Origin of the sequence: Acinetobacter sp. RIT698 (assembly GCF_009668065.1) — a bacterium.
In the GTDB taxonomy this organism is placed as follows: Bacteria; Pseudomonadota; Gammaproteobacteria; order Pseudomonadales; family Moraxellaceae; genus Acinetobacter; species Acinetobacter guillouiae.
This window is the reverse complement of the sequence record NZ_WJYH01000052.1, coordinates 1-21,670: the sequence shown is the minus strand read 5'-3', so window position 1 is coordinate 21,670 and position 21,670 is coordinate 1. Positions and strand designations below refer to the sequence as shown.

Below are 21,670 nucleotides of genomic sequence, written 5' to 3'. Positions count from 1 at the left end.
GATTTTAATCTTTTAAATGGCGGGTTTGTCTATCAACTGAAAAGCAAATTATTCTTGTCGAATCCATGTTTGACTTCGACCAATCAGCGAAATACCAAGATAGCCACGTAAGGTCAGGCGGTTTCCACTTGCATTTAAGCGGGCTTTACCGTGATAAATTTTTCCTCCACGAGGATCCAGAACTTCACCACCAATATAGTTGTTTGGGTTATTTGGATCAGCTTTTAACTTTTGTAAAATGGTTAAGCCAATAATCGGTTTATTGGTAAAGGGTGCGGGGCAATTGCGGCATTGTGTTAAAGCCGTTTCACCGGGTGCAGGAAAATCTTTAATGATTTTCCCGATATAAGTATCATCTTTTAGTTTCTCGATTTGAATATGTGCGCGAACATAACCTGTTTTATCATCAACAGTGCGCCATGTACCAGTGATGTCAGCTGCATGTGTCCAGCTGATCATTCCCAGTAGCATACAACTGAAAATTCCTTTTTTCATAAGCATACCTATTTTCTTTTAAGTTTAAATGTTGTGATTAGTGAATAAAACCTTATTCACGAATCCAAGTTTGACTACGACCAAGTGCAGACACCCCCACATAACCTCTTAACATCAAGCGATTACCGTTTGAGTTGAGTTTGGCTTTCATGGAGTAAATTTTACCTGTAAGTGGGTCAATAATTTTTCCACCGACATAATCTTCTTCACTGGTTTGTTTGAGATTTTTAAGAACATCCATACCTAAAATGGGTTTATTGGTATAAGGCGCTGGACAGTCTATACAGGTTTCTTTTGGAGTATAACCAGGACGTGGGGTGATTTTGATGATTTTACCAGTATATGTGCCATTGGCTTCTTTGCGTATTTCAAGCACAGCTTTAGATGAGCCAGTTTTATCATCGATATTTTTCCAAATACCGGTGATATCTTTTGCCATACTGCTACAGCTTAAAACAGAAAATAATGTCCCTAAGATGAACTTATTAAACCTCATTTATTGATTCCTTATCAAAATGGGGGAAAGAATAGTTCATCTTAAGCTGAATAATTACTCTAGGCAATCATGTGAAAAGTAAACTAAATCACATTTATTTTATAAAAAGTACAAAGGTTGGCAACCAGATGGCTGTGAACACCGCATTTACTGCCATTCCAAAGGCTGCATAACGACCTGCAACCGCGCCACGTTGCCAAGCTTGGGCCGTTCCGATGGCATGTGCAGCCAGTCCTAAAGCCAAGCCAGACGCGCGTTCATCATTAATATTGCGTAAAATAATCGATGAAAATGCGGCCCCAATCACGCCCGATAAAATGACGATCAAAATCACCAATGTGACTGGTGAGTGCAATAAAGTTGCAATATTGATTGCAATTGGGGTAGTCACAGCACGTGTGGCAAAGGCCATAATGGTCGGTTCCGACATATGCAGTAAATAAGCCAAGCTCATGGGTAATGCGACAGCGCTGATACTGGCAAACACCAAGATCCCGACAACAGATTTCAGTGGTAAATCATCATAACGCATTGCCGCTAATGGAATAGCCAATGCCACAGTGACATAACCGAGTAGGTGGCTAAATAGACCATTCATATCGGTATTGTATTTTTCATAAGGAATTTTAAAGATCATTAAAATTCCAATCACAAAAAACATGCCAATGACCAGAAGCGGAATTTGAGGAAAGCGTTTATTAATTGGTTTCGCTGCCAAATAGGCAATTAGCGTGATTAAAAACCCAGTGAGTACACTTAACATATCAGCCTCCTATAGCCACTTCTTCGCCATTTTTGCATAAATCCAGAGTGGAATCAGTGTGCTGACAAACATCACAACCAGAAATAATGGGATCTCTTTTCCCATACTGACCAGCATGATTAATGAACCCGCGCATATCGGTAAGAAAGCAAAGCCACTTTCTCTCATTAATTTATTATTGGTATCGACCAGACGGGCAGGGATTTTTTTGAATCTACGCCATAAAACCAACACAAACAGTAAGCTGAGTAGACCTGTTAAATTGCCCAATTCAGGATGATTAAATTGTGACATCACCAACACAGAAGCTTCACGAAAGAAGATGATAAGTCCTATTGTGAAGATCCATGCTTGCCAATCGATACCTTTTAACTGATCCATGTGTGTTTATTTATAAAAATTGATCTTTCACGTTTTAACCGATTTAGCGCTTTATTTCAAACTCTTCTAACGGCCTTTTAAATTGTTCTGCCTTATTTCCAAGGATTTCAACGAGGGGTAAATGTGCCTGATTGATGAGCTGTTCCAGTTTTTGTGGTGCCATGGCAACCACCAATTGTAAGTTGCCTTCATCATCATAATGCTCAGATTCGATGACGTTAAGATCGTAAAGTTGATTTTTTAACTTGCCATAAGCGGGTTTTAATTGCAGTTCAAAACGTTGAATTTGCCCCATCAAACATTCATGGACCGCTTTACGTAACAAGTCTAAACCTTGTTGTGTATGGGCTGAAACATAAACACGTTCAGGTTGGTGCGGTTTGGCATAAACGATTTTGGCTTCTTCGCCGCTTTGATCGATCTTGTTATAAACTCTTAATATCGGAACATCTGCGCCAATTTCATTTAACACCGTTTCTACAGCATCAATCTGTTCCATGACATCTGGACTACTCGAATCGATGATATGTAACAGTAAAGAGGCTTCTAAAGTTTCTTCCAAAGTTGCCTTAAAGGATTCGACTAAAGAATGAGCGAGATTGCGCACAAAACCAACAGTGTCTGCAAGAACAAGCGTGCCAATACCATCCCAATCTAAACGGCGTAAGGTTGGGTCGAGTGTGGCAAATAATTGATCCGCTGCATAAACATCACTATTTGCTAAAATATTAAAAAGTGTTGATTTGCCTGCGTTGGTATAACCGACCAAAGACACGGTTGGGATATTGGCTTTTTGGCGAGCAGCACGACCTTGAATTCGTGTTTTTCGGACTTTTTCCAGACGATCTTTGAGCTGTTCCATACGGATGCGTAATAGACGTCGATCTGTTTCAAGTAAGGTTTCACCGGGTCCACGTAGACCAATACCGCCTTTCTGACTGTCTAGATTACTACGACTGCGGACTAAACGTGATGAAAGGTGATCTAACTGAGCCAATTCAACTTGCAGCTTACCTTCATGGGTACGGGCACGTTGCGCAAAAATATCAAGAATCAAACCCGTACGGTCAATCACACGACATTTTAAAATACGTTCTAAATTACGTTCCTGAGCGGGTGACAGTGCTTGGTCGAAAATAACCAACTCCACTTCATCAGCTTCAACTTGTTCAGCAATTTCTTCTGCTTTACCTGAACCAATAAAGAACTTAGGATCGGGTTTAATCCGTTGTACGCTTAAATGCTCTAATATATCCGCGCCCGCAGATTTAGCCAGTAATCGAAATTCTTCTGCATCAAGATCTTCTAAGATTTGAACATTTACACTGACTAAAATGGTTTTTTCACCACCTTGATTTTGATCAAAGTATTCCACAGATTGTAAAACTCAGACATTAGATTAGAAAAATCATTCTAAAGGATATTCCGTGTGAAATCCTAAGCCGTATGCAAAGTATTGCAATAAAATTATAAATATATGAATTTATGGTGAAATCTTAATTTGGGTTTTCCTGTTGTTTTAACGGGGGAGTTAAAATTTAGTAAAAATGTATAGCTGCTTGATGGAGCGCAAATTTTGCTACAATTTAGCGTTGAGGTGATTTGGCTATTCATTTCGCTCAGTAAATCAATGTTGTTGTCTTTATGATGAATGCAAGTTGATTTAGATATGTATACAATAGTGTCAGTTTAATATGACATACATTTTGTTTAGTGAATATCTATGACTCAACAACAAGCAATCAAAAAGTCAAAATCATCGAAATTAAGTGCTTTATCTAAAGTCTTTTTGTACAGTAAAAAACTGGTATCAGGAACATCTGCTGTTGCAGAAGGCTTTTATCTGGTTTACCGCCATCAACTCTATAAAGATCCGAATAATCCTAAAAATACCCGTTATGTGCAGTATTTTTGTCGCCGTTTAAGTGAAGTATTTAATGTCGACGTGCGTGTACATGGCGATATTCCGCGTGAACCAGCATTGTGGGTGAGTAATCATATTTCATGGTTGGATATTGCTGTTTTAGGTTCAGGGGCACGGGTATTCTTTTTAGCGAAAGCTGAAATTGAAAAATGGCCAGTTTTTGGCAATTTGGCTAAAGGTGGTGGAACCTTATTTATTAAACGTGGTTCAGGGGATTCGGTGCGTATTCGAGAGCAAATCGCTGAGTTCTTAAGTAAAGATATTCCAGTGTTGTTTTTCCCTGAAGCAACGACCACAGATGGTTCAAAAGTCAAAAAAGTACATGGTCGGATCTTAGGTGCAGCAATCGAAGCCAAGAAACCTGTACAAGTATGTGTGATTTGCTATGTAAATCAACATGGGCAATTAGATACCGTAGTGCCTTTTATTGGTGAAACCACATTTGTCGAACATGTCCAAGCTGTGCTGGAAATGCCAAAGGTTGTGGCGCATCTCAAAACTTTTCCTGCGATTGCAACAGAAGGGCATACGGTTGAAAGTCTGACGCAACAAGTGCAAGTGATGATGCAAAAAGGTTTGGAAGATCTACAGAAAGAAGTCCTAACAGATTAACGATCTATTCAAAATGATGTCTCTGACTGTTTTGAATAGGCCAAGGGAAGCTGTCTGCGAGAGTGTGTAGGTTTATAAAACGTCTTTATTCTTTATCAGAATAGATGATCATGATCTTTAATCAGCAGGCAGAATATTTGTCACTGGAGCATAGTCATAACGAGGATTGTTCGAAAAAGAAAAAGTTAGGACGCCTGATTCCAGATTCAAAAATACAGTGAAGGCATTATTTTTTCTCAACGATATTGCCTCACTCATGCTCAACGTTTTTTAGATATTATACCGATCAATATTATTAACTTGACATAAATAAAATGGTTTTTGCTTTTTCCATCAGCCGATTTTACCTGACATCGCTATCGCGTTTGGCGGCATGGATGCCGCCGTTGGTCAAGGGCGATAAGGATATCCCCTTTGACCAACATGAGCAAAAACAAAGCACGGCTTTGTTTGCAGCGCAAGTTTTGGCATTGCCCGAGAAAAGTAGAGCATCGCCTACGCAAATCGATCTAAACTTTTCTCAAAATATAAGGCAGTGAAAACACCATGTATTATGCAAATTTTCATGAATGGTCTTACTTTGCTTATTCAGTGCTTATACCATATATGTGAAACTATTCAGGATTACATAAAGCCCTCAATCGGCAACCAAGAAATCACCTTAATTCCTGCTTTTTGCCACCACTTCATTTTTGGCTCTTTTCTTAAAGTGACAATGCCTTGAGGCGTTTCTTTGAGCCAGTTGATTTTATTCTGTGAATCTAAAACCAGCTTATAAGCATATTTTTTTAAATTATCGTCCATAGTTTTATGTACGGCAATCGCCAACGGTGGGCTATTGATAATGACCCCAATCTCAGTATTTAAGTTAGCTGAACGTGGGTCGAAATTAAATGAGCCAATAAACACTTGTTTATTATCTACAGCCATCAGTTTGGCATGCAAGCTAGAACGGCTTAAGCCTTTTAAGCTAACTTTGGCTTTCTTTGAGATTTCTTCTGAATTGGCATAGAGATTCTCTTCAGAAACGGCAGGCAGAAACTCATAAAGCTCGACACCATTTTTTAATAAATTATCTCGATATTTTGCATAAAATGCATGCACCAACGCGACATCATTGGCTTTAAATGAGTTGGTCAGGACACGTACTTTAACGCCCTCATCTGCCAACTCAACCAGTTTCTTTGCCCCTTTTTTTTGCGGAACAAAATAAGCAGAAATCAGATCGACATTTTGAGTCGGGATATCTAAGCGCTTCACCATTTGGAAGTTAAGATGCTGTTCTTTTTTGGCCTTGGCCTGAATTTTATCAGGAGCATCTTTGACCACCTCTGCTTTGACCCAATCTAGTTGAATATTCTGATTGAGCCACTGATCAAAAGCATGGGTGCGATTACTTAAATTCAAATAATTTTGAACCGTAATTTCTTGGTAATGATGGGTTAATTGTTCTTTTAGGCTGTCATAACGTAAGGTGTAGGTACTGTGATTGACAATATTTCTCACCGGATAAGCGTAGCTATGATTCCAGTATTCGTCAAAGGAGTGGGTAATATCGTCTACCGCTTGACCCACCAGCATGACATCTACATCTGAAAATTGGTAATTATCACTGACGTTATAATATTGATTACTCATATTACGCCCGCCAATTAATGAAATTTGATTGTCAGCAGTAAAGGTCTTGTTATGCATGCGACGATTGATACGTTTTAAATCCAGCACCATGTCTATGGGGCGAATACTTCTAAAACGGTAAGGGTTAAATAGTTTTACTTCAATGTTTGGGTGTTGATCTAAGGCGAGATAAACCCCTTCCATTTGTTTAGCATTATTATCATCAATCAGTAAACGAACTTTAACACCGCGATCTGCGGCTTCAATAATTTTGTATAAAGCCAATGAGCCAATTTTGTCATTGTCCCAAATGTAATATTGCAAATCTAAAGTTTTTTGTGCTTTTTCAATTAAATTGATGCGTGCTGCGATTGCTTCCAGCGGATCATAAAGAACGTGATAACCGGTTAACTCAGGGTTTTGCGCTTTTAATGGAGAAATAATTTGCGCCAAAGGGGTGTCTTTGGTGTCTATATCGTAGGCATATTCGGGTTTAATATTTTCTTGTCGGGGTAGGGTTGAGCAGGCAGAAAGGCTGAGTAATAGGCAAGAACCGATCATCACCCAATATTTTGAAGCATGGTGATTGTGAGCTTTTTGCTGTAATTGGGTATTACGATTGATCGTTCTTTGCATAATATTTTCTAAGATTTCTCAGAGCTAGAGTATAATTGCCTGAGGATATATTGACAATTCGTCGATGTTTGCCGAAATGCAATCCATTTATGAAATGCCAATGTAGCCTTTTCAAAAGATAAATAAAGAGATGACAAGTACACGCGACTTGCGAGATTGAATATGTTTCCAACCCTAACTGTTACATCAATTTTTTATCTCTGCTTCATTGTGCTTGCGATATGGGGAATAAGCCAAGCATGGTTAAGTCAATCTAGAACTGAAACGATCCATCCTTTTAAGTCTTTCGTCCATTTACTGGCATTCTACCTGTCTTATTTATTAATTCCGTTGTTATTTTTTAGCATTTATGCAGGTTATATCGGAAAATTCTCATTACATGAAAGTATTTTTATTTTCTTGCTCAGTGCATTGCTGATTTATGCACGCTTTATTGAACCACATCGAGTTCATGTTCAGCATATACAATATTCGTTGGGGCAGGAGAAAACCTTCACTCAACCGATTAAAGTTGCGTTGCTTGCTGATTTACACATTGGTCTGTTTTCTGGACATGAGCGTCAGCTTAAAACAATTGTCAAAAAAATTAATTTGGCTCAACCCGATTTTGTCGTGGTTGCAGGGGATTGGACCTATGAACCTGAAAATAAATTGGTTGAAGAACTGGCGATTTTAAAACAGATCGAAGCTCCGGTTTATTCAGTAAATGGTAATCATGATGAGCAGTATCCAGGACCACCGATTCAAGCTTTATTGGCCAGTGCCTTAGAGGCCAATAACGTGATGGATATTGAAGGTAAAATTGTTGAATTTGATGATTTTCGCTTAATCGGTGTCGGGGATTTATGGGCAGGCAAGGCGGATATGCGTTATATGCCTGATTTACCTCAAGACAAGCCGTGGTTAATTTTGTCACATAACCCCGATACGGTAGATATGGTGCCACAGTTGCCTACACGTCCGTTGATGCTGTCAGGGCATACTCATGGTGGGCAAGTTGAATTGCCGTGGTTGACCAGTTATGTGATGAAAAAAGTTTCTATCCTTGGTCATAAACGAGGCTTGTATCAGCATGAAAATGCCGATGTATTTGTCAGTGTCGGTACCGGTATGGTGGGTGTACCTTTTCGGTTTAGAGTACCACCAACCATTGATATTATTGAGCTGAGTTAATTTTCATACTGATCAATCATGTTTTAAAATAGTAAAAGGCTGAAATCCCAATCAAAACAAGAAACCCAATCAATAACAGCATGCTGCTGGACTTATTCTGATGACTCAAGTCTTCCACCCCTGAGGTTTGAACCGAAGCGTGAGTAGGGCTTGTTGAATCATAAGATGAAGACTTTGCTTGTGATGAGGTATTTTGCGTCTGTCCTTGCATAAAGTTTTCGGCAAATTTGGATAAAGCATCTGGTTGAGTCAAATCGATTTGGAATTGTTTTTTGACCTCTTGCCAGTCTGGATGTTGATCATTGATTTCAATGGTCTTACCATCCTGATTGGTCATTTTCACAGTACTAGATGAAAAGTTGAATTCAAAAGATTTGCTTTCATTTTTTATATTCGGCATTTCGCCCGATAAAATTTGAGGGTTTGCTTTAAAAGCCTGAAGCGCATCTGGTGATTCATGTAGGATGCGGACTAAATTTTTTGCTGCGGTAGGATCTAGCTGAAGGTGTGCAATAAGGAATTGTTCAGCCTGTTCTGTTTGATGGTGTTCAAGCAGATCAAGCAATGTTTGTAATTGTGTTTGATTCAATTGGTACATACGCATCTCGAATAATTTAAATGATGAGAACAATAGCGTTTAGTTGAATGGCTTTCTTTTGACTGTTTTAAACTTTATTAATCATCCCGCATTGCACATTCAACCTTATTGCCATGTTAAATTTTATCGCGGTGTTGCATCTTATTGCTTGATAAAAAATTGATAGGCAATCACAGCAACAATCGCAATAACAACAAGCATAACAATAGGTAAGCCTTTTTTCTTGGTTTGATCTTCAATACCGACAGGTTGTGTTGTCACGCTGGATGGGCGGGGAATTGACTGAACATTATGTGTCGAATTGACAGCACTATCACGTGCTTTGGCTTTCATCGCAGCAATATAGGCAGTAGCCGAATCATATGTTTCACCTTGTGTAAAATGACGCATAATTTCATCCCAGTCAGGATGATGTTCATCAATCAACACTTTTTGATGATCTTGATATAACACATAGATTTCACCAGTTTCAAAATTTGACTGAATTGTCTTATAGCGAGGATGCTGACTGTCATAAAAATCATCATCGAACTGAAACTGATTGATTGCTAAATTGGGATTTTCAGTGAGCTGTTCTACAAAGTCTTTGGCATCTTTTAGCCCAAGGTTTGAATTTTCCATGACTAGTTTAATCGCTTCAATTTTACGATTTTGTTGGATTAGGGAAAGGATGTCTTGTTGAGGAATTTGCAAGTGTATATCACGGGAACTATCACTTTGAGCTGTATCTGCAAATGCGAAGTTGTATGCGTTTTCTGTCAGATTTTCTACATAATCCTTGGCTTCTTTTAAGCCTAAATCTGAATGGTCTTTGACCCATTTAACTGCTTCAACTTTACGACCTTGTTGAATCAGTAACAGAATTTCTTGTCGTTGTTGTGGGTTAAAGTTTGGCATCATGCACCTTTCATTATTGGTTTAATCATCAATGAATATTGATCAACAACAGACCCTAATCATAGAATTAATTCAATTTTTATTACAAATTGATGCCAAATAAAAGTAGTAATTTGTGTGCGAATAGGCAATATTTTAAAACTGTCATAAAACTTTGCTATTGTAAAAGTCATAATATTTATAACCTTAAAAGAGGGCTTGGCCATGACTCGTGATTTTGAAAAATTTCCAGAAGATGATAACGGTAATCTACTTTGGCAAATGCACGAAGATGGTGATGATTTAGAAGAGGTACATGAAATCGAGTTTTCTGTGTATTTTAAAACACAAGAACTTGCTGAAAAATGTGCAATCTATCTTTTACACGAAGAGCAAAAAATTTCACTGTATTTGGATGAAGAAGTGCAGCCCAATGAATGGGTGATTACGGTTTATGTTCATCTGATTCCAGACTACGAAGATGTTGTTGATTTAGAGCAATGGTTTAGTAAAATTGCTGAGCAGTTTGAAGGTGAATATGATGGTTGGGGATGTACAACCTATATATTTGATGATGAAGAGGATGAAGAATAATGGTCTTTAGATGACGCATATTGTTTTAAAAGCATATCCTTGTTGATATGCTTTTTTTTAAGTTTCAGACTACTCAAACCATACAAATGAAAGCTTTGTACAGCGCTAAACTTGATTTTCAACAACAATAATAGTCAAGGATATGAGTATGAGTAATACGGTAAAGTTGCATCGCGTTTTTAGTGCACCACCAGAGCGAGTCTATAAAGCTTTCTTAGACCCAGATGCAATTGTAAAGTGGATGCCTCCGCATGGTTTTACAGCAAAGCTTCATCAAATGGATGCAACGGTTGGAGGTTCTTATCGAATGTCATTTACCAATTTCTCTACAGGTACAACCCATTCATTTGGTGGAACTTATGCAGAGCTGATTCCCAACCAACGCATACGATATTTTGATCGATTTGATAATCCTGAACTCGCTGGAGACATTGAAGTAATTATTGAAATAAAAGGTGTGCTTGTCGGAACGGAAGTCAATATTACCCAGTCAGGCATCCCTAAAGTGATTCCTGTTGAGGCTTGTTATTTGGGATGGCAAGAGTCTTTGCAATTACTTGGTCTCTTGGTCAATCCAACAATTCCAGATCAATAAACTCGCGTGAGTGACCTATAAACTATCGCTACAGGCTTACTGTGGTATTTATATCATTCACCTATCATCCATTAAGCGGGCAATACAATTCGATCATTGATTGCCTGAGTAAGCACCAAGCCTCGCCTTTGTTTGCAGGCTAAGCTGTGATGGGGGACACGATGTTTTTATTCCCCCCTTATCACTTTACACAACCATATTTCTCATCATTTGGAATAATTTTAGAATAACTTCAGTTTGGAATAACAATGACGATTTATAGCAAACGAATTTATGATCCGGTTTCAGAAACAGATGGTCAACGAATTCTGGTTGATCGTTTGTGGCCACGTGGTATTAAAAAAGATGATGCTAAGATTGACTTATGGCCGAAAGAAATTACCCCGTCAAATGAACTCAGAAAATGGTATCACGAGGATAGCGAAAACCGTTGGGATGAGTTTCAACAACGTTATCGCGTTGAATTATCACAGGTTACAGTACCGTTAGAAGAACTGCGGAAACTGATAGCACAAGGTCCTATAACCTTATTAACGGCGGCCAAAAATCAAGGGCGAAATCATGTCAGTGTTTTGCTGGATGTGTTAAATCATAAAGCCTAGTTTTAATGATCACGGTTGATTTTAAATTATTCCTTATATTTATTATGGTTTTTAAGTTGATGAAAAATCTTAAAATGCTATGATTGTGATTTGAACCGAAGTTGAGCTTATTATGTCTTTGCCACATTGTCCAAAATGTAATTCAGAATATACCTATCAAGATAGCGATTTATTGATTTGCCCAGAATGTAGCTATGAATGGAAAGATGGCGAGCAAGTAATAGCAGATGACAGCGTGACGATTAAAGATGCTGTTGGCAATATCTTGGCAGATGGCGATTCAGTGACGGTGATTAAAGACTTAAAAATTAAAGGTTCTTCTGCAGTGGTTAAGGTAGGAACCAAAGTCAAAAGTATTCGGTTACTGGTAGACAGTAATGATGGGCATGATATTGATTGTAAAATTGATGGCATTGGTCCCATGAAATTAAAGTCAGAATTTGTGAAAAAAGCTTAAATTTTTTGAGGTTCATCAATGATCACAGCAATTCAACTGTGATCATTTTTTTTGTCTATATCATTTTTCTCGAATAATAATTTTTGAGGTCAGTTCTGCTTTGGAGCGAACGCCCAACTTTTTCATTAAATTTGCTTTATGCACTTCTATGGTCCGATGCGACAGCTCTAATTTTCGTGCAATTTCTTTACAGGTAAATCCATTGACAATCAATTGGGTAATTTCTGATTCACGTTTAGTCAATTTTTGCTTAGAAGACAGCACCTGATCTTTACGTTCAAAATGCCAGACCATCAATTTAAAGGGGTCTTCAGGTGTCAAGGTTTGCCCATGGGTATGTGTCCAAAAGATTTCGCCATTTTTATGCTGCATAAAGCGCTGATCAGAATAGTAATGGCTTTTTTTTAACAATAAGCTTTGCAATGCATCATTCCCGACCTTTTCATAATCCTCAAGGCTAGGAAAAATTTTGACTATGGATTGCTCAATTAATTCACCACGCTCATAGCCAAACAGATTGGCAAATGCAGCATTCATTTCCATCATGTGTCGATAACTTAACACAACAATCGGTGCAGGGCTAAAATCAAATGCGATTTTATTATAGTTCATAATAAGCATCCTTACTTAGTATAATAATGAATATAACGTGACAGCGAGAAATAACAAGTATTCGATCGTTGATTTTTTATAATATGATGAAAACTAAATAGATTATTTTTGTGTTGTTATACATATAAACTTAGCATTTTGAATAGTTTGTAATGGATCACATTTTTTATATTTAACTTTAGTCTATATTGGTATGTTTTTATATAAGTAATTGTATTTAAATTATTTATTAAATTTTAAAAACTACTTAAGTAATTAAGGGTGTTGACTGAAAAAAGCAATTGATTCACATTGATGATGAGAGGCACTCAGGTTATTTAGAATTTTTTATTAGGATAAATCAATATTAATCTTGGCTTCTTATTTTAAGTTGTTTATGTAAAAAGAATTAGATCACCTTAATAAATATAATCAGGATGGATTATCTCTAAGGTGGTGAATGGATGACAATACTAAGAATTGGGCGAGGTAGCGATGGAGCATATACAAGGATCAAGTCCTCAACAACCGAAAAAGTCTTCACACCGTCTGGCGGGTATCTCCAGCATGGTTGGAACGACGATCGAGTGGTACGACTTTTTTATTTACGGTGCAGCCGCAGCATTAATTTTCAATAAACTGTTTTTCCCCAATCTTGACCCATTAACAGGTGTCTTGGCTGCATTTGCCACATACGCTGTTGGCTTTATTGGACGTCCGTTGGGAGGCATTATCTTTGGTCATTTTGGGGACAAAATTGGTCGAAAAACCATGCTGCTAACCACGCTGATTATGATGGGGATTCCTACCGTTTTAATTGGCCTATTGCCAACCTACGAAAGTATTGGATATTGGGCGACATTTTTTCTGGTGATTTTGCGTTTTGTTCAAGGTATGGCAATGGGCGGCGAGTGGGGCGGTGCCGTGTTGATGGCTGTGGAGCATGCTCCTGAAGGCGGTAAAGGCTTTTGGGGAAGTTTGCCGCAAGCAAGTGCTGGTGGTGGTTTAATGTTGGCCTCTATCGCATTGGGTTTGGTTTCACTTTTACCCGAAGCAAGTCTATTTAGTTGGGGTTGGCGTCTGCCTTTCCTTGCCAGCATTTTATTGTTAGGTGTGGGTTGGTATATCCGTGTCAAAGTGCCTGAGTCACCCGATTTTGAAAAAGTAAAACAACAAGCACAAGAAGTTAAAGTTCCAGCAATGCAGGTCTTTAAAAATCATCCACGCGAATTACTCACGATTATCTTTGCCCGTGCTGCTGAAAATGCATGGTTTTATATTGCCTCTACTTTTGCCTTAGCCTACACCACAACCAAGTTGGGTATTCCTCGCCAAGACATTTTGTTTGCAACGATTTGTGGTGCAGGCTTAATCATGGTGATGACGCCATTGTGTGGACATTTATCCGACAAAGTTGGGCAGCGTAATATGTTTATGTTTGGTCTAGTGGTCCTTGCATTGTATTGCTATCCGTTCTTTAGCATGTTGGATACCAAGGACCCAGTCTTGGTATGGACCGCAATTGTTTTAGCAATCGGCGTGGTGTTTCCGATCATGTATGCGCCACAGTCTCAGTTATTTGCTCGACAGTTTCCTGCCGAAATTCGCTACAGTGGCATCTCGATTTCAGTTCAATTCGCAGGTGTATTAGGCGGTGGACTTGCACCATTGATCGCCACCAAATTACTAAGTATTGGTAATGGTAGTCCTCATTTGATTATTACCTACATCATGAGTATGGCGATTTTCGCAATCTTCTGTAGCTTCTTTATGAAGCGTGATGATCTTAGCCCCGCGAGACAGCGTAAATCAGTGAAAAGCAAATTGTCTGTTTAATGCAAAGTAGTGATTCAAAGCAAAGCATTGCAATCAATCATTCAATTTACCACGCTTAATTTTCAGGAATGAATATGAATATTTCCTTTATCAGCCTTGGGAATATGGGGTTTTCTCGCCAAAGTGGTCATGGAAAGACCGTCTTCAGTAGCATTTTAAATTTAGTTTCAGTATCAGCGTGAAGGAAAAATCAGGATGAACACTTTGATCGGACATTATATTTCAGGCCGTCATATCACTGAAACTCAACATTCAGGCCCAGTATTTAATCCCTCTACGGGTGAAGAAATTGCGCGTTGTGCTTATGGTGATGCAACAGTGATTGATACTGCCGTGAAAGCCGCCACATCAGCAAATGCAAAAAAATGGGCAAAAGCTTCACATGCTACACGCTTGCAAGTTCTATTTAAATTACGTGAATTAATGATTGCCAAAACGGCTGAATTGGCAGAAATCATTGGTCGTGAACATGGCAAAACCATTGCCGATGCAATCGGTGAAATTGGCCGTGCGATTGAAGGAATTGAATTTGCTTGTAATGCCCCACAGATTACTAAGGGTGAATATGCACGTAATGTTGCTGGCGACATCGATGTGTTTTCTGTACGGGTTCCTGTGGGTGTGGTGGGCTGTATTACCCCTTTTAATTTTCCCATTATGATTCCTGCTGTCATGATGGCCATGGCTGTTTCTGTGGGGAATTCAATAGTTTGGAAACCGTCTGAAAAAGTGCCTTCGGCTGCATTATTTTTTGCAGAGTTATGGAAAGAAGCGGGTCTTCCAGACGATGTATTTAATGTTGTACAAGGGGATAAAACAGCAGTCGATGCATTACTTGAACATCCTGAAATCGCAGCTGTGAGCTTTGTGGGTTCTACACAGATTGGTGAATATGTTTACCAAAAAGGCACCTCACATAACAAACGTGTTGCAGCATTTACAGGCGGGAAAAATCACATGGTGGTGATGCCTGATGCCGATCTTGAAGCGGCTGCAAATGCCTTTGTTTCAGCAGGGTTTGGTTCAGCCAGTCAGCGTTGTATGGCGGTATCACTGCTGATTCCCGTAGGTGCTGAAACGGCAGATCACTTACGCCAACGTATCGTAGAAAAAATCAAAGCATTGAAAGTTGGCGCATACAATGATCCGACTGCAGATTTTGGTGCGGTGATTAGTGCGCAATCGCAACAATCTGTTTTAAAGACAATTGATCAATGTATTGCAGATGGTGCTGAGTTGGTGGTGGATGGTCGTGATTTTAAACATCCAGAGTATGCCAATGGCTATTATATTGGTCCCACTTTATTTGATTATCTATCTATGGATATGGATTTTTATCAACAAGAAGTTTTTGGCCCAGCGCGAGGAATTTTACGCGTCAATAGTTTAGATGAGGCAATTGCTGTGACCAATAGCCATGAATATGGCAATGGTTCGGTGATTTTTACCCGTGATGGAAAGTCAGCACATCGCTTCTTTATGGAAGTTGAGTCGGGCATGATTGGTGTTAATGTGCCTGTACCACTCCCAGTGAGTTATTTTAACTTTGGTGGTTTGCGACGTTCAAAATTTGGTGAGTCGCATTTATATGGTCCAGATGCCGCTCGTTTCTATACCAAGTTAAAATCTGTTTCACAAAAATGGCCTGATCCTGAACAACAAGATCAAGCCATTTCTTTGGCATTTAAAATCACTTAATTGATTCCATGTCGATGATCAGCCAGCAGATGCTGACTTTTTTAAGTGTGAGTGAATGCCAAATATATCGAGTGTTGTGTTCTTTATAATGTTGCACTATGAATAAATCGTCCCGAAAGATTGCATGTCAAGGGCTCAAAGCTGCAAGTCGATTGCACTGTGCAGCTTTGTTCATCCCTTAAATATTATTGGCTTGCTGCAATTCCGATTTTTTTAACATTTAATCGTTGCGCGGCTGCCATCACCATTGCCACATCCTTATATTCAGTCAGTTTATCGGGCTGCACTTTAATCGGATCTTGATCTGATTTCTGTGCAACACCCGCAAATAAAACTTCTAGCGCTTGTTTATTTTCAACAGCTTGATCATTCCAAAAGATTTTACCTTGAGGGTCAATACGTAAGGTGACTGGCTCAGGTGGCTTCTCATTGGTAGGTGGTGGTGCGCCATTGGGCAAGTCAATATTGATCGCATTATTTGGAATTGGGATGGTGATAATAAACATAATTAACAACACCAACATCACATCAATAAGTGGCGTCATATTGACATCTAACATCACATCATCATCGTCTTTATTGGCACCTACATTCATACCCATAAACTGTTCCTTCTCCCGATTATGGTGCGGCAACAGGTGTCGTGACAAAAGCGATTTTGCCGATACCTGCTTGCTTGGTAGCACTAATGACTTCATCAATCGCTTCAAATTTTGTCACTTGATCACCACGAATATGTACCTCTGGCTGTGGGCGTTTTGCTGCCTCAGCCTGTAAACGATTGATCAGTGTATTTTTATCTGCGATATACTTTTCGTTCCAAAAAATATCTCCCGCTTTATTGACCGCGATTTGCACATTAATTGGCTTAGTGACATAAGGTGTATTTTTTTCCTCAGGCAACTTGACTGGAACCGTGTGAATTGCAACGGGGACGGTGATTAAAAATATAATCAGCAGAACCAGCATAATATCCACCAAAGGTGTGGTGTTAATCGCTGAAATTACATCATCTTCGTCACTGCCTGAATTGACTGTCATGCTCATAATAGATACCTCATTTATTTCGCATCACCACTGTTTTTGATCTCGCCACTGAGTAGAACAGTATGTAAGTCAGAACCAAAAGTACGTACATTATCCAATACTGCTTTATTACGGCGGGTGAGCCAGTTATAACCAAGTACCGCAGGCACAGCTACAGCAAGACCGATTGCAGTCATGATCAGTGCTTCGCCGACAGGTCCAGCAACTTTATCAATAGAGGCCTGACCCGAAATGCCAATTGCAGTAAGTGCATGATAGATTCCCCAAACTGTACCGAACAAACCAACGAATGGTGCGGTAGAACCGACGGTTGCAAGAAATGCTAAACCACCACTTAAATGACTTTGAATTTTATCAATTGCACGTTGAATCGACATTGTGACCCAAGTATTAAAGTCGATACGCTCAAGTAGGTTTCCGCCATGTTTTTTGGTTGAGTTAATGCCTTTTTCAGCAATAAAACGATAAGCACTTGCTTCGCCTAGCGTTCCCGCAGCGCCGTCAATTGATGCAGCATCCCAGAATTTGGCTTCAACTTCTTTACCTTGACGCTTAATTTTTGCCTGCTGAATAAACTTGGTCACCATGATGTACCACGTTCCAATCGACATCAGGACCAAGATAAATAAGGTTGATTTAGCCACAATATCACCTTCGCGCCATAGTGCTTCTAAACCGTAAGGGTTGTGAACAGCTTGTGTTGTTGCTGGTTTAGGTGGTGGTGTATGTGTTTCACTGGTTGCTGTATTGGTCGTCGTTACAGTCGCAGGCGTTGCAGTGGTTTCTTCTGCAAATACACTAGATACAGGCAGTAGGGTGCTTGCAGTTAAAATCCCAACAGAAGCAAATAGTCGTACAGATTTCAGCGTTTTATTCATCATTTATCTCCAAATTTTTATTTAATTGATTAATTCAGTACAAATTCATAAGGTATGTCATACCAAGAATCTTGAGGTTCACCATTCTTTAAAGCAGGTTTAAACTTACATAAGCTAAAAGCTTTCGAGGCAGCTTTGTCTAAGCTTTTACTCCCACTCGATTTTTTTACTTTGGTTTCTTTAACCTTTCCATCACTACCCACAAATACCGAAATAAGAACCTCACCTTGCTCTTCGTTTTGTAAAGATTCACGTGGGTAATCAGGTGTTTTACAACCCGCTTCTCCACTCGATACACCTCGTGTTTCACCTGCTGGTTTGGGTTTTGCTGGTTCAGGTTTTGGCGTCGTTTCAGGTTTTGGCGTCGGTGTTGGCTCAGGACTCTCTGAGGTTTTTGGCGTTGCTGTGGGGGTAGGCGTCTGCTTTGGTGTTGGTGTCGGTTTTTCCATTGATTTTTCAGTCGGCTTTGGATCTGGTGTTTTCAATACTTTCTCCACCAACTTTGGCAGTTCTGGTGGCTTTTCAATGGGTTTAGGTTTTTCTGGTTCAGGTTTTTTGTCCTGAATAATCAGTAATTCAACAGGTTCATCCGCTGGTTTTTCAACTGTCTTGGATAAACCTGTAATCAAGCCATAGAGAATGATTAGATGCAGTAAGATGACTGCTCCAATCCCGATCAGGCGTTTGGAAGAATTATTTTCTAATTCTGAAAAATTCTTGCCCATTGCTACTCCTGAAATGAGAGACAAACAATAAATAGTAAAAGAGAGACGATAAAAAAATTCTGTTCAATTCTTTTGTTTGGCTAAGTGAATGAATCAATTTCGCAAACACCGTGACTAGGTTAGATCTAGACCATGTTTGCGAAATGCCTAATTAGAATTTGTAAGTTGCTCTGACGTAATATGCGCGACCTGTTGGGTCTGCATAACTGGAGTCATAACCATATTGGAAATTATCCTTCACGTTGGATGCAGGCGGATCTTGGTCAAAGATATTTTTGATCCCACCAGTAAGTTCTAAGTTCTTGAATCCACTATAAGTGCCCGCAATGTTATACAGGATGTAATCACTGACACGATGGTTGTCATATTTGGCTTCACCAATAGAATTTGAGTCTTTATAACCACGACTAAATTGTTGCTCAAAGATCATTTTCCAGTTGTCGTAACTCCAATTGACATTGGCAACATGTTTCCAGCGTGAATAGACTTGTTGGTTATAATAGCTACCTGCACGGCTGATCCATTCACCGTCTTTTTCTTCTTGTTTGTCATATTTAATGACATAGGTCCCATCAATACCAAAACCAAAACGCCCTGTTTTAGTCACAGGTGTGAGATAGTTCAAACTTAAATCAACCCCTTGAGTTTTAATTCCACCCATATTGATCAAAGTCGTACTCACATATTTGATCCGTCCATCTGCATCACGGACAAATAAACTTGAATATTTGTTTGGGTCAGCAAAAATAATTGAATCGGAAATCGTATCGATCAAATTATCCACTTTGATGTTGTAGTAATCTGCTGTGAATACCAGATTTTTGATTGGCTCAAACACAAGCCCAGCAGTATAAGATGTTGACTCTTCAGCTTTTAAGTCGGGATTTCCGCCTTGCATACGTTTAAATTGAACTTTACATTCTGTTTGGTATTCTGGTGCAGTTGGGGCGCCATCTGGGCAGAGTACTGGGTCATTGTATTTTGGACCAGTGTAGGTTTGGCTCTGTGGTGAGTTGATTTCGTATAAGCTTGGTGCACGGAAACCTGTACTGTATGAGGTGCGGAACATCAATTGCTTTAACGGTTCCCAACGTAAAGCGACTTTTGGATTGAAGGTATCGCCAAAGTCACTATAGTCATCATAGCGTGCTGCAAGTTGCGCTTCTAAATTGGCTAAAATCGGGATATGTAATTCAGTGAATACCGCAGAGATATCTCGATCACCTTTACTCACAGGTTTATCTGGATCTGTACCACTACCAGGTACTTGTCTGACGATCTCAGCATTAATTTTTTGATCCCAATTTTGTTTGGTAAAACTTCCGCCTAAGGCAAATCCAACCTCACCTGCGGGTAGTGTATAGATTGGACGAGATACGGTGACATCAAATGAGGTTGAGTCTAAGCTGGCTTTATTGGTATCTCCTTTAACCTCAAAGGATTTCCAAATATTAGCATCGGCTGAAGGGCCAAATGGATTGAGTGAACCATTATTTAAAGCGGCCTGAACCTTACTTTGATTGAGATAACCCGCATTAAAGCTATCTGTTGCTTCACTTTTTGCATAGGTTAAACCGGCATTGATATCCCAACCATAGGCTTCACCTTCAATTCCTGCAAATGCACGATGTGAATCATTGATTGTTTTACCTGAGCGATTTCCACCTTGTGAACGCAGATAGAGTTGTAAATCTCCATCGCTGAGTCCATTCACTGCAGGGACAATGCCTTTGCCAGGATAATATTGACTTGTCGAGGGTAGGGTGACCGAACGGCTATATACATCGGGTGCAACTGAAGTGGTGACCTCATTGCGCGAGAAGATATATTCTCCAATCAGATTAAATTTATCTGAAAGTTTAAAGGTTCCACGACCAAGCGCTGAAATTGTTTCAACTTCTGGGGTAATCCCAATTAATGCTTGGGTATTGAGATAACATAATCCGCCATCTGCAACGACATTAGGCGTGTTATTACAATTTGTATTGCCATATGGATTTGCCAAAATATTATTTTTTGGATCAAGAAAATTTGCAGGGAATCCATTTATTGAACTGGCATCTAGACCGAGTTCAGGGATCACACCACCACGGCGACTGATCTTGCGGTCTTTTGCCATGATATTGTTGGTTTTGCGATAATCGACTACACCGTAAACGTTAAAGCCTTGTTCATCCAGATCACCATAGCCCCCAAAGATGGAAATATCTTGTTTATCACCACCACTGGCTTCGGGCTGAGTTGCACCCACACTGATGTTGAGGCCTTCAAAGGATTTTTTGGTAATAAAATTGACCACACCACCAATTGCATCTGCACCATAAACCGCAGATGCACCATCACGAAGGACTTCGATACGTTCAACCATTGCCATTGGAATAATATTAAGGTTGGTGGTTGATGTACTAAACGGACTATAAGCTAAACGACGACCATTCAATAAGACCAGTGTTTTATTTGTTCCTAAACCACGTAAATTGGCTGATGAACCCTCGGTATTACTTCGCCCGATGTTTTGAGAGGTAGAAAAACCAGCTTGGTTTGAACTGACTTTGGTCAAGGCTTCTTCGACAGTGGTTACCCCTTGTTTGGCTAAATCTTCACCTTTAATAATGGTAATGGGTGAAGCACTTTGAGCTGCAACCCCTTTAATTGAAGACCCTGTAACGGTGACTTTGGCTACTTTTGTTGGTTGTTTTGTTTCTTCAGTTTCTGCTGCATGCGCTAGCGATAGGCACATCATACTTAGACTAAGCGTACTTAATTTTAGTAACGTTTTCCCCATCGTTGGCGATCCCAAAGTGCAAACATTTTTGTTTACTTTCATATTTTCAGACATCCATTTTTTTTTGTACTTAGCGATATTGCTGCATTGCTTTCTAGCAATTCAAGTGCCAACTATCTAATTATATGTTTTAAAAATATACAAAAAAATGATAAGAATTTACGTGACTAGTGTTTAATCTCCTTATTCATCCGTGACTTGATAGTAGAAAAATAAGTTTGGAAGTTGCCCTGATTAGTGTTAATACAATATGAAGGTGTGATTAAAAAATACTCAATAGATTTTAGTTTT

General features: G+C 39.3%; 22 protein-coding genes. 8 read left to right on the top strand and 14 right to left on the bottom strand.

Going from position 1 to position 21,670, the window contains the following annotated elements; all coding sequences use genetic code 11:
* Window positions 1–48 precede the first annotated feature (48 nt).
* The 5 genes from GJV03_RS18025 to hflX form a co-directional block, all read right to left on the bottom strand.
* Complete coding sequence (locus tag GJV03_RS18025; RefSeq protein WP_154130747.1) at window positions 49–495, bottom strand: DUF2147 domain-containing protein; 447 nt, start codon at window positions 493–495, stop codon at window positions 49–51.
* 52 nt (window positions 496–547) lie between these two features.
* A complete protein-coding gene (locus tag GJV03_RS18020) occupies window positions 548–991 on the bottom strand; it encodes a DUF2147 domain-containing protein (protein ID WP_004722935.1) in 444 nt (147 codons plus the stop codon).
* A gap of 94 nt (window positions 992–1,085) precedes the next feature.
* Window positions 1,086–1,754 carry an LrgB family protein gene (locus GJV03_RS18015; protein WP_154130746.1) on the bottom strand — a complete coding sequence of 223 codons (669 nt, stop codon included), beginning with the start codon at window positions 1,752–1,754 and terminating at the stop codon, window positions 1,086–1,088.
* Between the two features lie 9 nt (window positions 1,755–1,763).
* On the bottom strand, window positions 1,764–2,135 hold the full coding sequence (locus GJV03_RS18010; RefSeq protein ID WP_034610058.1) for a hypothetical protein: 372 nt from the start codon (window positions 2,133–2,135) through the stop codon (window positions 1,764–1,766).
* A 43-nt stretch (window positions 2,136–2,178) separates the two neighbouring features.
* Complete coding sequence (hflX, locus tag GJV03_RS18005; protein ID WP_004722930.1) at window positions 2,179–3,510, bottom strand: ribosome rescue GTPase HflX; 1,332 nt, start codon at window positions 3,508–3,510, stop codon at window positions 2,179–2,181.
* 348 nt (window positions 3,511–3,858) lie between these two features.
* On the opposite strand from hflX, the gene GJV03_RS18000 reads away from it, so the two are divergent.
* A complete protein-coding gene (locus tag GJV03_RS18000; RefSeq protein WP_056514743.1) occupies window positions 3,859–4,671 on the top strand; it encodes a lysophospholipid acyltransferase family protein in 813 nt (270 codons plus the stop codon).
* Window positions 4,672–5,295: 624 nt separating this feature from the next.
* Here GJV03_RS18000 and GJV03_RS17995 read toward each other — a convergent pair.
* Window positions 5,296–6,924, bottom strand: a complete 1,629-nt coding sequence (locus GJV03_RS17995; protein WP_004722927.1) for a phospholipase D family protein — start codon at window positions 6,922–6,924, stop codon at window positions 5,296–5,298.
* A 162-nt stretch (window positions 6,925–7,086) separates the two neighbouring features.
* On the opposite strand from GJV03_RS17995, the gene GJV03_RS17990 reads away from it, so the two are divergent.
* Window positions 7,087–8,097, top strand: a complete 1,011-nt coding sequence (locus GJV03_RS17990) for a metallophosphoesterase (RefSeq protein ID WP_151956816.1) — start codon at window positions 7,087–7,089, stop codon at window positions 8,095–8,097.
* Window positions 8,098–8,113: 16 nt separating this feature from the next.
* Here the strand turns inward: GJV03_RS17990 and GJV03_RS17985 are convergent, their stop codons facing one another.
* Entirely contained in the window at window positions 8,114–8,695 is a 582-nt protein-coding gene (locus tag GJV03_RS17985; RefSeq protein ID WP_154130745.1) for a hypothetical protein, read from the bottom strand.
* 141 nt (window positions 8,696–8,836) lie between these two features.
* The gene (locus GJV03_RS17980; RefSeq protein WP_252720738.1) at window positions 8,837–9,595 is read right to left on the bottom strand and encodes a ribosomal protein L7/L12; all 759 of its coding nucleotides are present in this window, start codon (window positions 9,593–9,595) and stop codon (window positions 8,837–8,839) included.
* Window positions 9,596–9,796: 201 nt separating this feature from the next.
* Here GJV03_RS17980 and GJV03_RS17975 point away from each other — a divergent pair, with 201 nt between their 5' ends.
* The 4 genes from GJV03_RS17975 to GJV03_RS17960 all read left to right on the top strand — a co-directional run bounded on the left by GJV03_RS17975 (window position 9,797) and on the right by GJV03_RS17960 (window position 11,819).
* On the top strand, window positions 9,797–10,165 hold the full coding sequence (locus GJV03_RS17975; protein WP_154130744.1) for a ribonuclease E inhibitor RraB: 369 nt from the start codon (window positions 9,797–9,799) through the stop codon (window positions 10,163–10,165).
* 148 nt (window positions 10,166–10,313) lie between these two features.
* Complete coding sequence (locus GJV03_RS17970) at window positions 10,314–10,760, top strand: SRPBCC family protein (protein ID WP_154130743.1); 447 nt, start codon at window positions 10,314–10,316, stop codon at window positions 10,758–10,760.
* A 248-nt stretch (window positions 10,761–11,008) separates the two neighbouring features.
* Entirely contained in the window at window positions 11,009–11,362 is a 354-nt protein-coding gene (locus tag GJV03_RS17965) for a DUF488 family protein (RefSeq protein ID WP_154130742.1), read from the top strand.
* Window positions 11,363–11,474: 112 nt separating this feature from the next.
* Window positions 11,475–11,819, top strand: coding sequence for a zinc ribbon domain-containing protein YjdM (locus tag GJV03_RS17960; protein ID WP_151956819.1), 345 nt, complete (start codon window positions 11,475–11,477; stop codon window positions 11,817–11,819).
* 60 nt (window positions 11,820–11,879) lie between these two features.
* Here the strand turns inward: GJV03_RS17960 and GJV03_RS17955 are convergent, their stop codons facing one another.
* Entirely contained in the window at window positions 11,880–12,431 is a 552-nt protein-coding gene (locus GJV03_RS17955; protein WP_004722910.1) for a LuxR C-terminal-related transcriptional regulator, read from the bottom strand.
* Window positions 12,432–12,905: 474 nt separating this feature from the next.
* On the opposite strand from GJV03_RS17955, the gene GJV03_RS17950 reads away from it, so the two are divergent.
* Both GJV03_RS17950 and GJV03_RS17945 read left to right on the top strand, forming a co-directional pair.
* Window positions 12,906–14,246, top strand: a complete 1,341-nt coding sequence (locus tag GJV03_RS17950; RefSeq protein WP_056514730.1) for an MFS transporter — start codon at window positions 12,906–12,908, stop codon at window positions 14,244–14,246.
* A 195-nt stretch (window positions 14,247–14,441) separates the two neighbouring features.
* Complete coding sequence (locus GJV03_RS17945) at window positions 14,442–15,944, top strand: CoA-acylating methylmalonate-semialdehyde dehydrogenase (RefSeq protein ID WP_154130741.1); 1,503 nt, start codon at window positions 14,442–14,444, stop codon at window positions 15,942–15,944.
* Between the two features lie 185 nt (window positions 15,945–16,129).
* Here the strand turns inward: GJV03_RS17945 and GJV03_RS17940 are convergent, their stop codons facing one another.
* The 5 genes from GJV03_RS17940 to GJV03_RS17920 all read right to left on the bottom strand — a co-directional run bounded on the left by GJV03_RS17940 (window position 16,130) and on the right by GJV03_RS17920 (window position 21,421).
* Complete coding sequence (locus GJV03_RS17940) at window positions 16,130–16,546, bottom strand: biopolymer transporter ExbD (RefSeq protein WP_004722903.1); 417 nt, start codon at window positions 16,544–16,546, stop codon at window positions 16,130–16,132.
* A 19-nt stretch (window positions 16,547–16,565) separates the two neighbouring features.
* The gene (locus tag GJV03_RS17935) at window positions 16,566–16,991 is read right to left on the bottom strand and encodes a biopolymer transporter ExbD (RefSeq protein WP_034610077.1); all 426 of its coding nucleotides are present in this window, start codon (window positions 16,989–16,991) and stop codon (window positions 16,566–16,568) included.
* A 14-nt stretch (window positions 16,992–17,005) separates the two neighbouring features.
* On the bottom strand, window positions 17,006–17,872 hold the full coding sequence (locus GJV03_RS17930) for a MotA/TolQ/ExbB proton channel family protein (RefSeq protein ID WP_105713262.1): 867 nt from the start codon (window positions 17,870–17,872) through the stop codon (window positions 17,006–17,008).
* Between the two features lie 26 nt (window positions 17,873–17,898).
* Complete coding sequence (locus GJV03_RS17925) at window positions 17,899–18,594, bottom strand: energy transducer TonB (protein ID WP_154130740.1); 696 nt, start codon at window positions 18,592–18,594, stop codon at window positions 17,899–17,901.
* A gap of 151 nt (window positions 18,595–18,745) precedes the next feature.
* A complete protein-coding gene (locus tag GJV03_RS17920; protein WP_216070502.1) occupies window positions 18,746–21,421 on the bottom strand; it encodes a TonB-dependent receptor in 2,676 nt (891 codons plus the stop codon).
* Window positions 21,422–21,670: the final 249 nt, after the last annotated feature.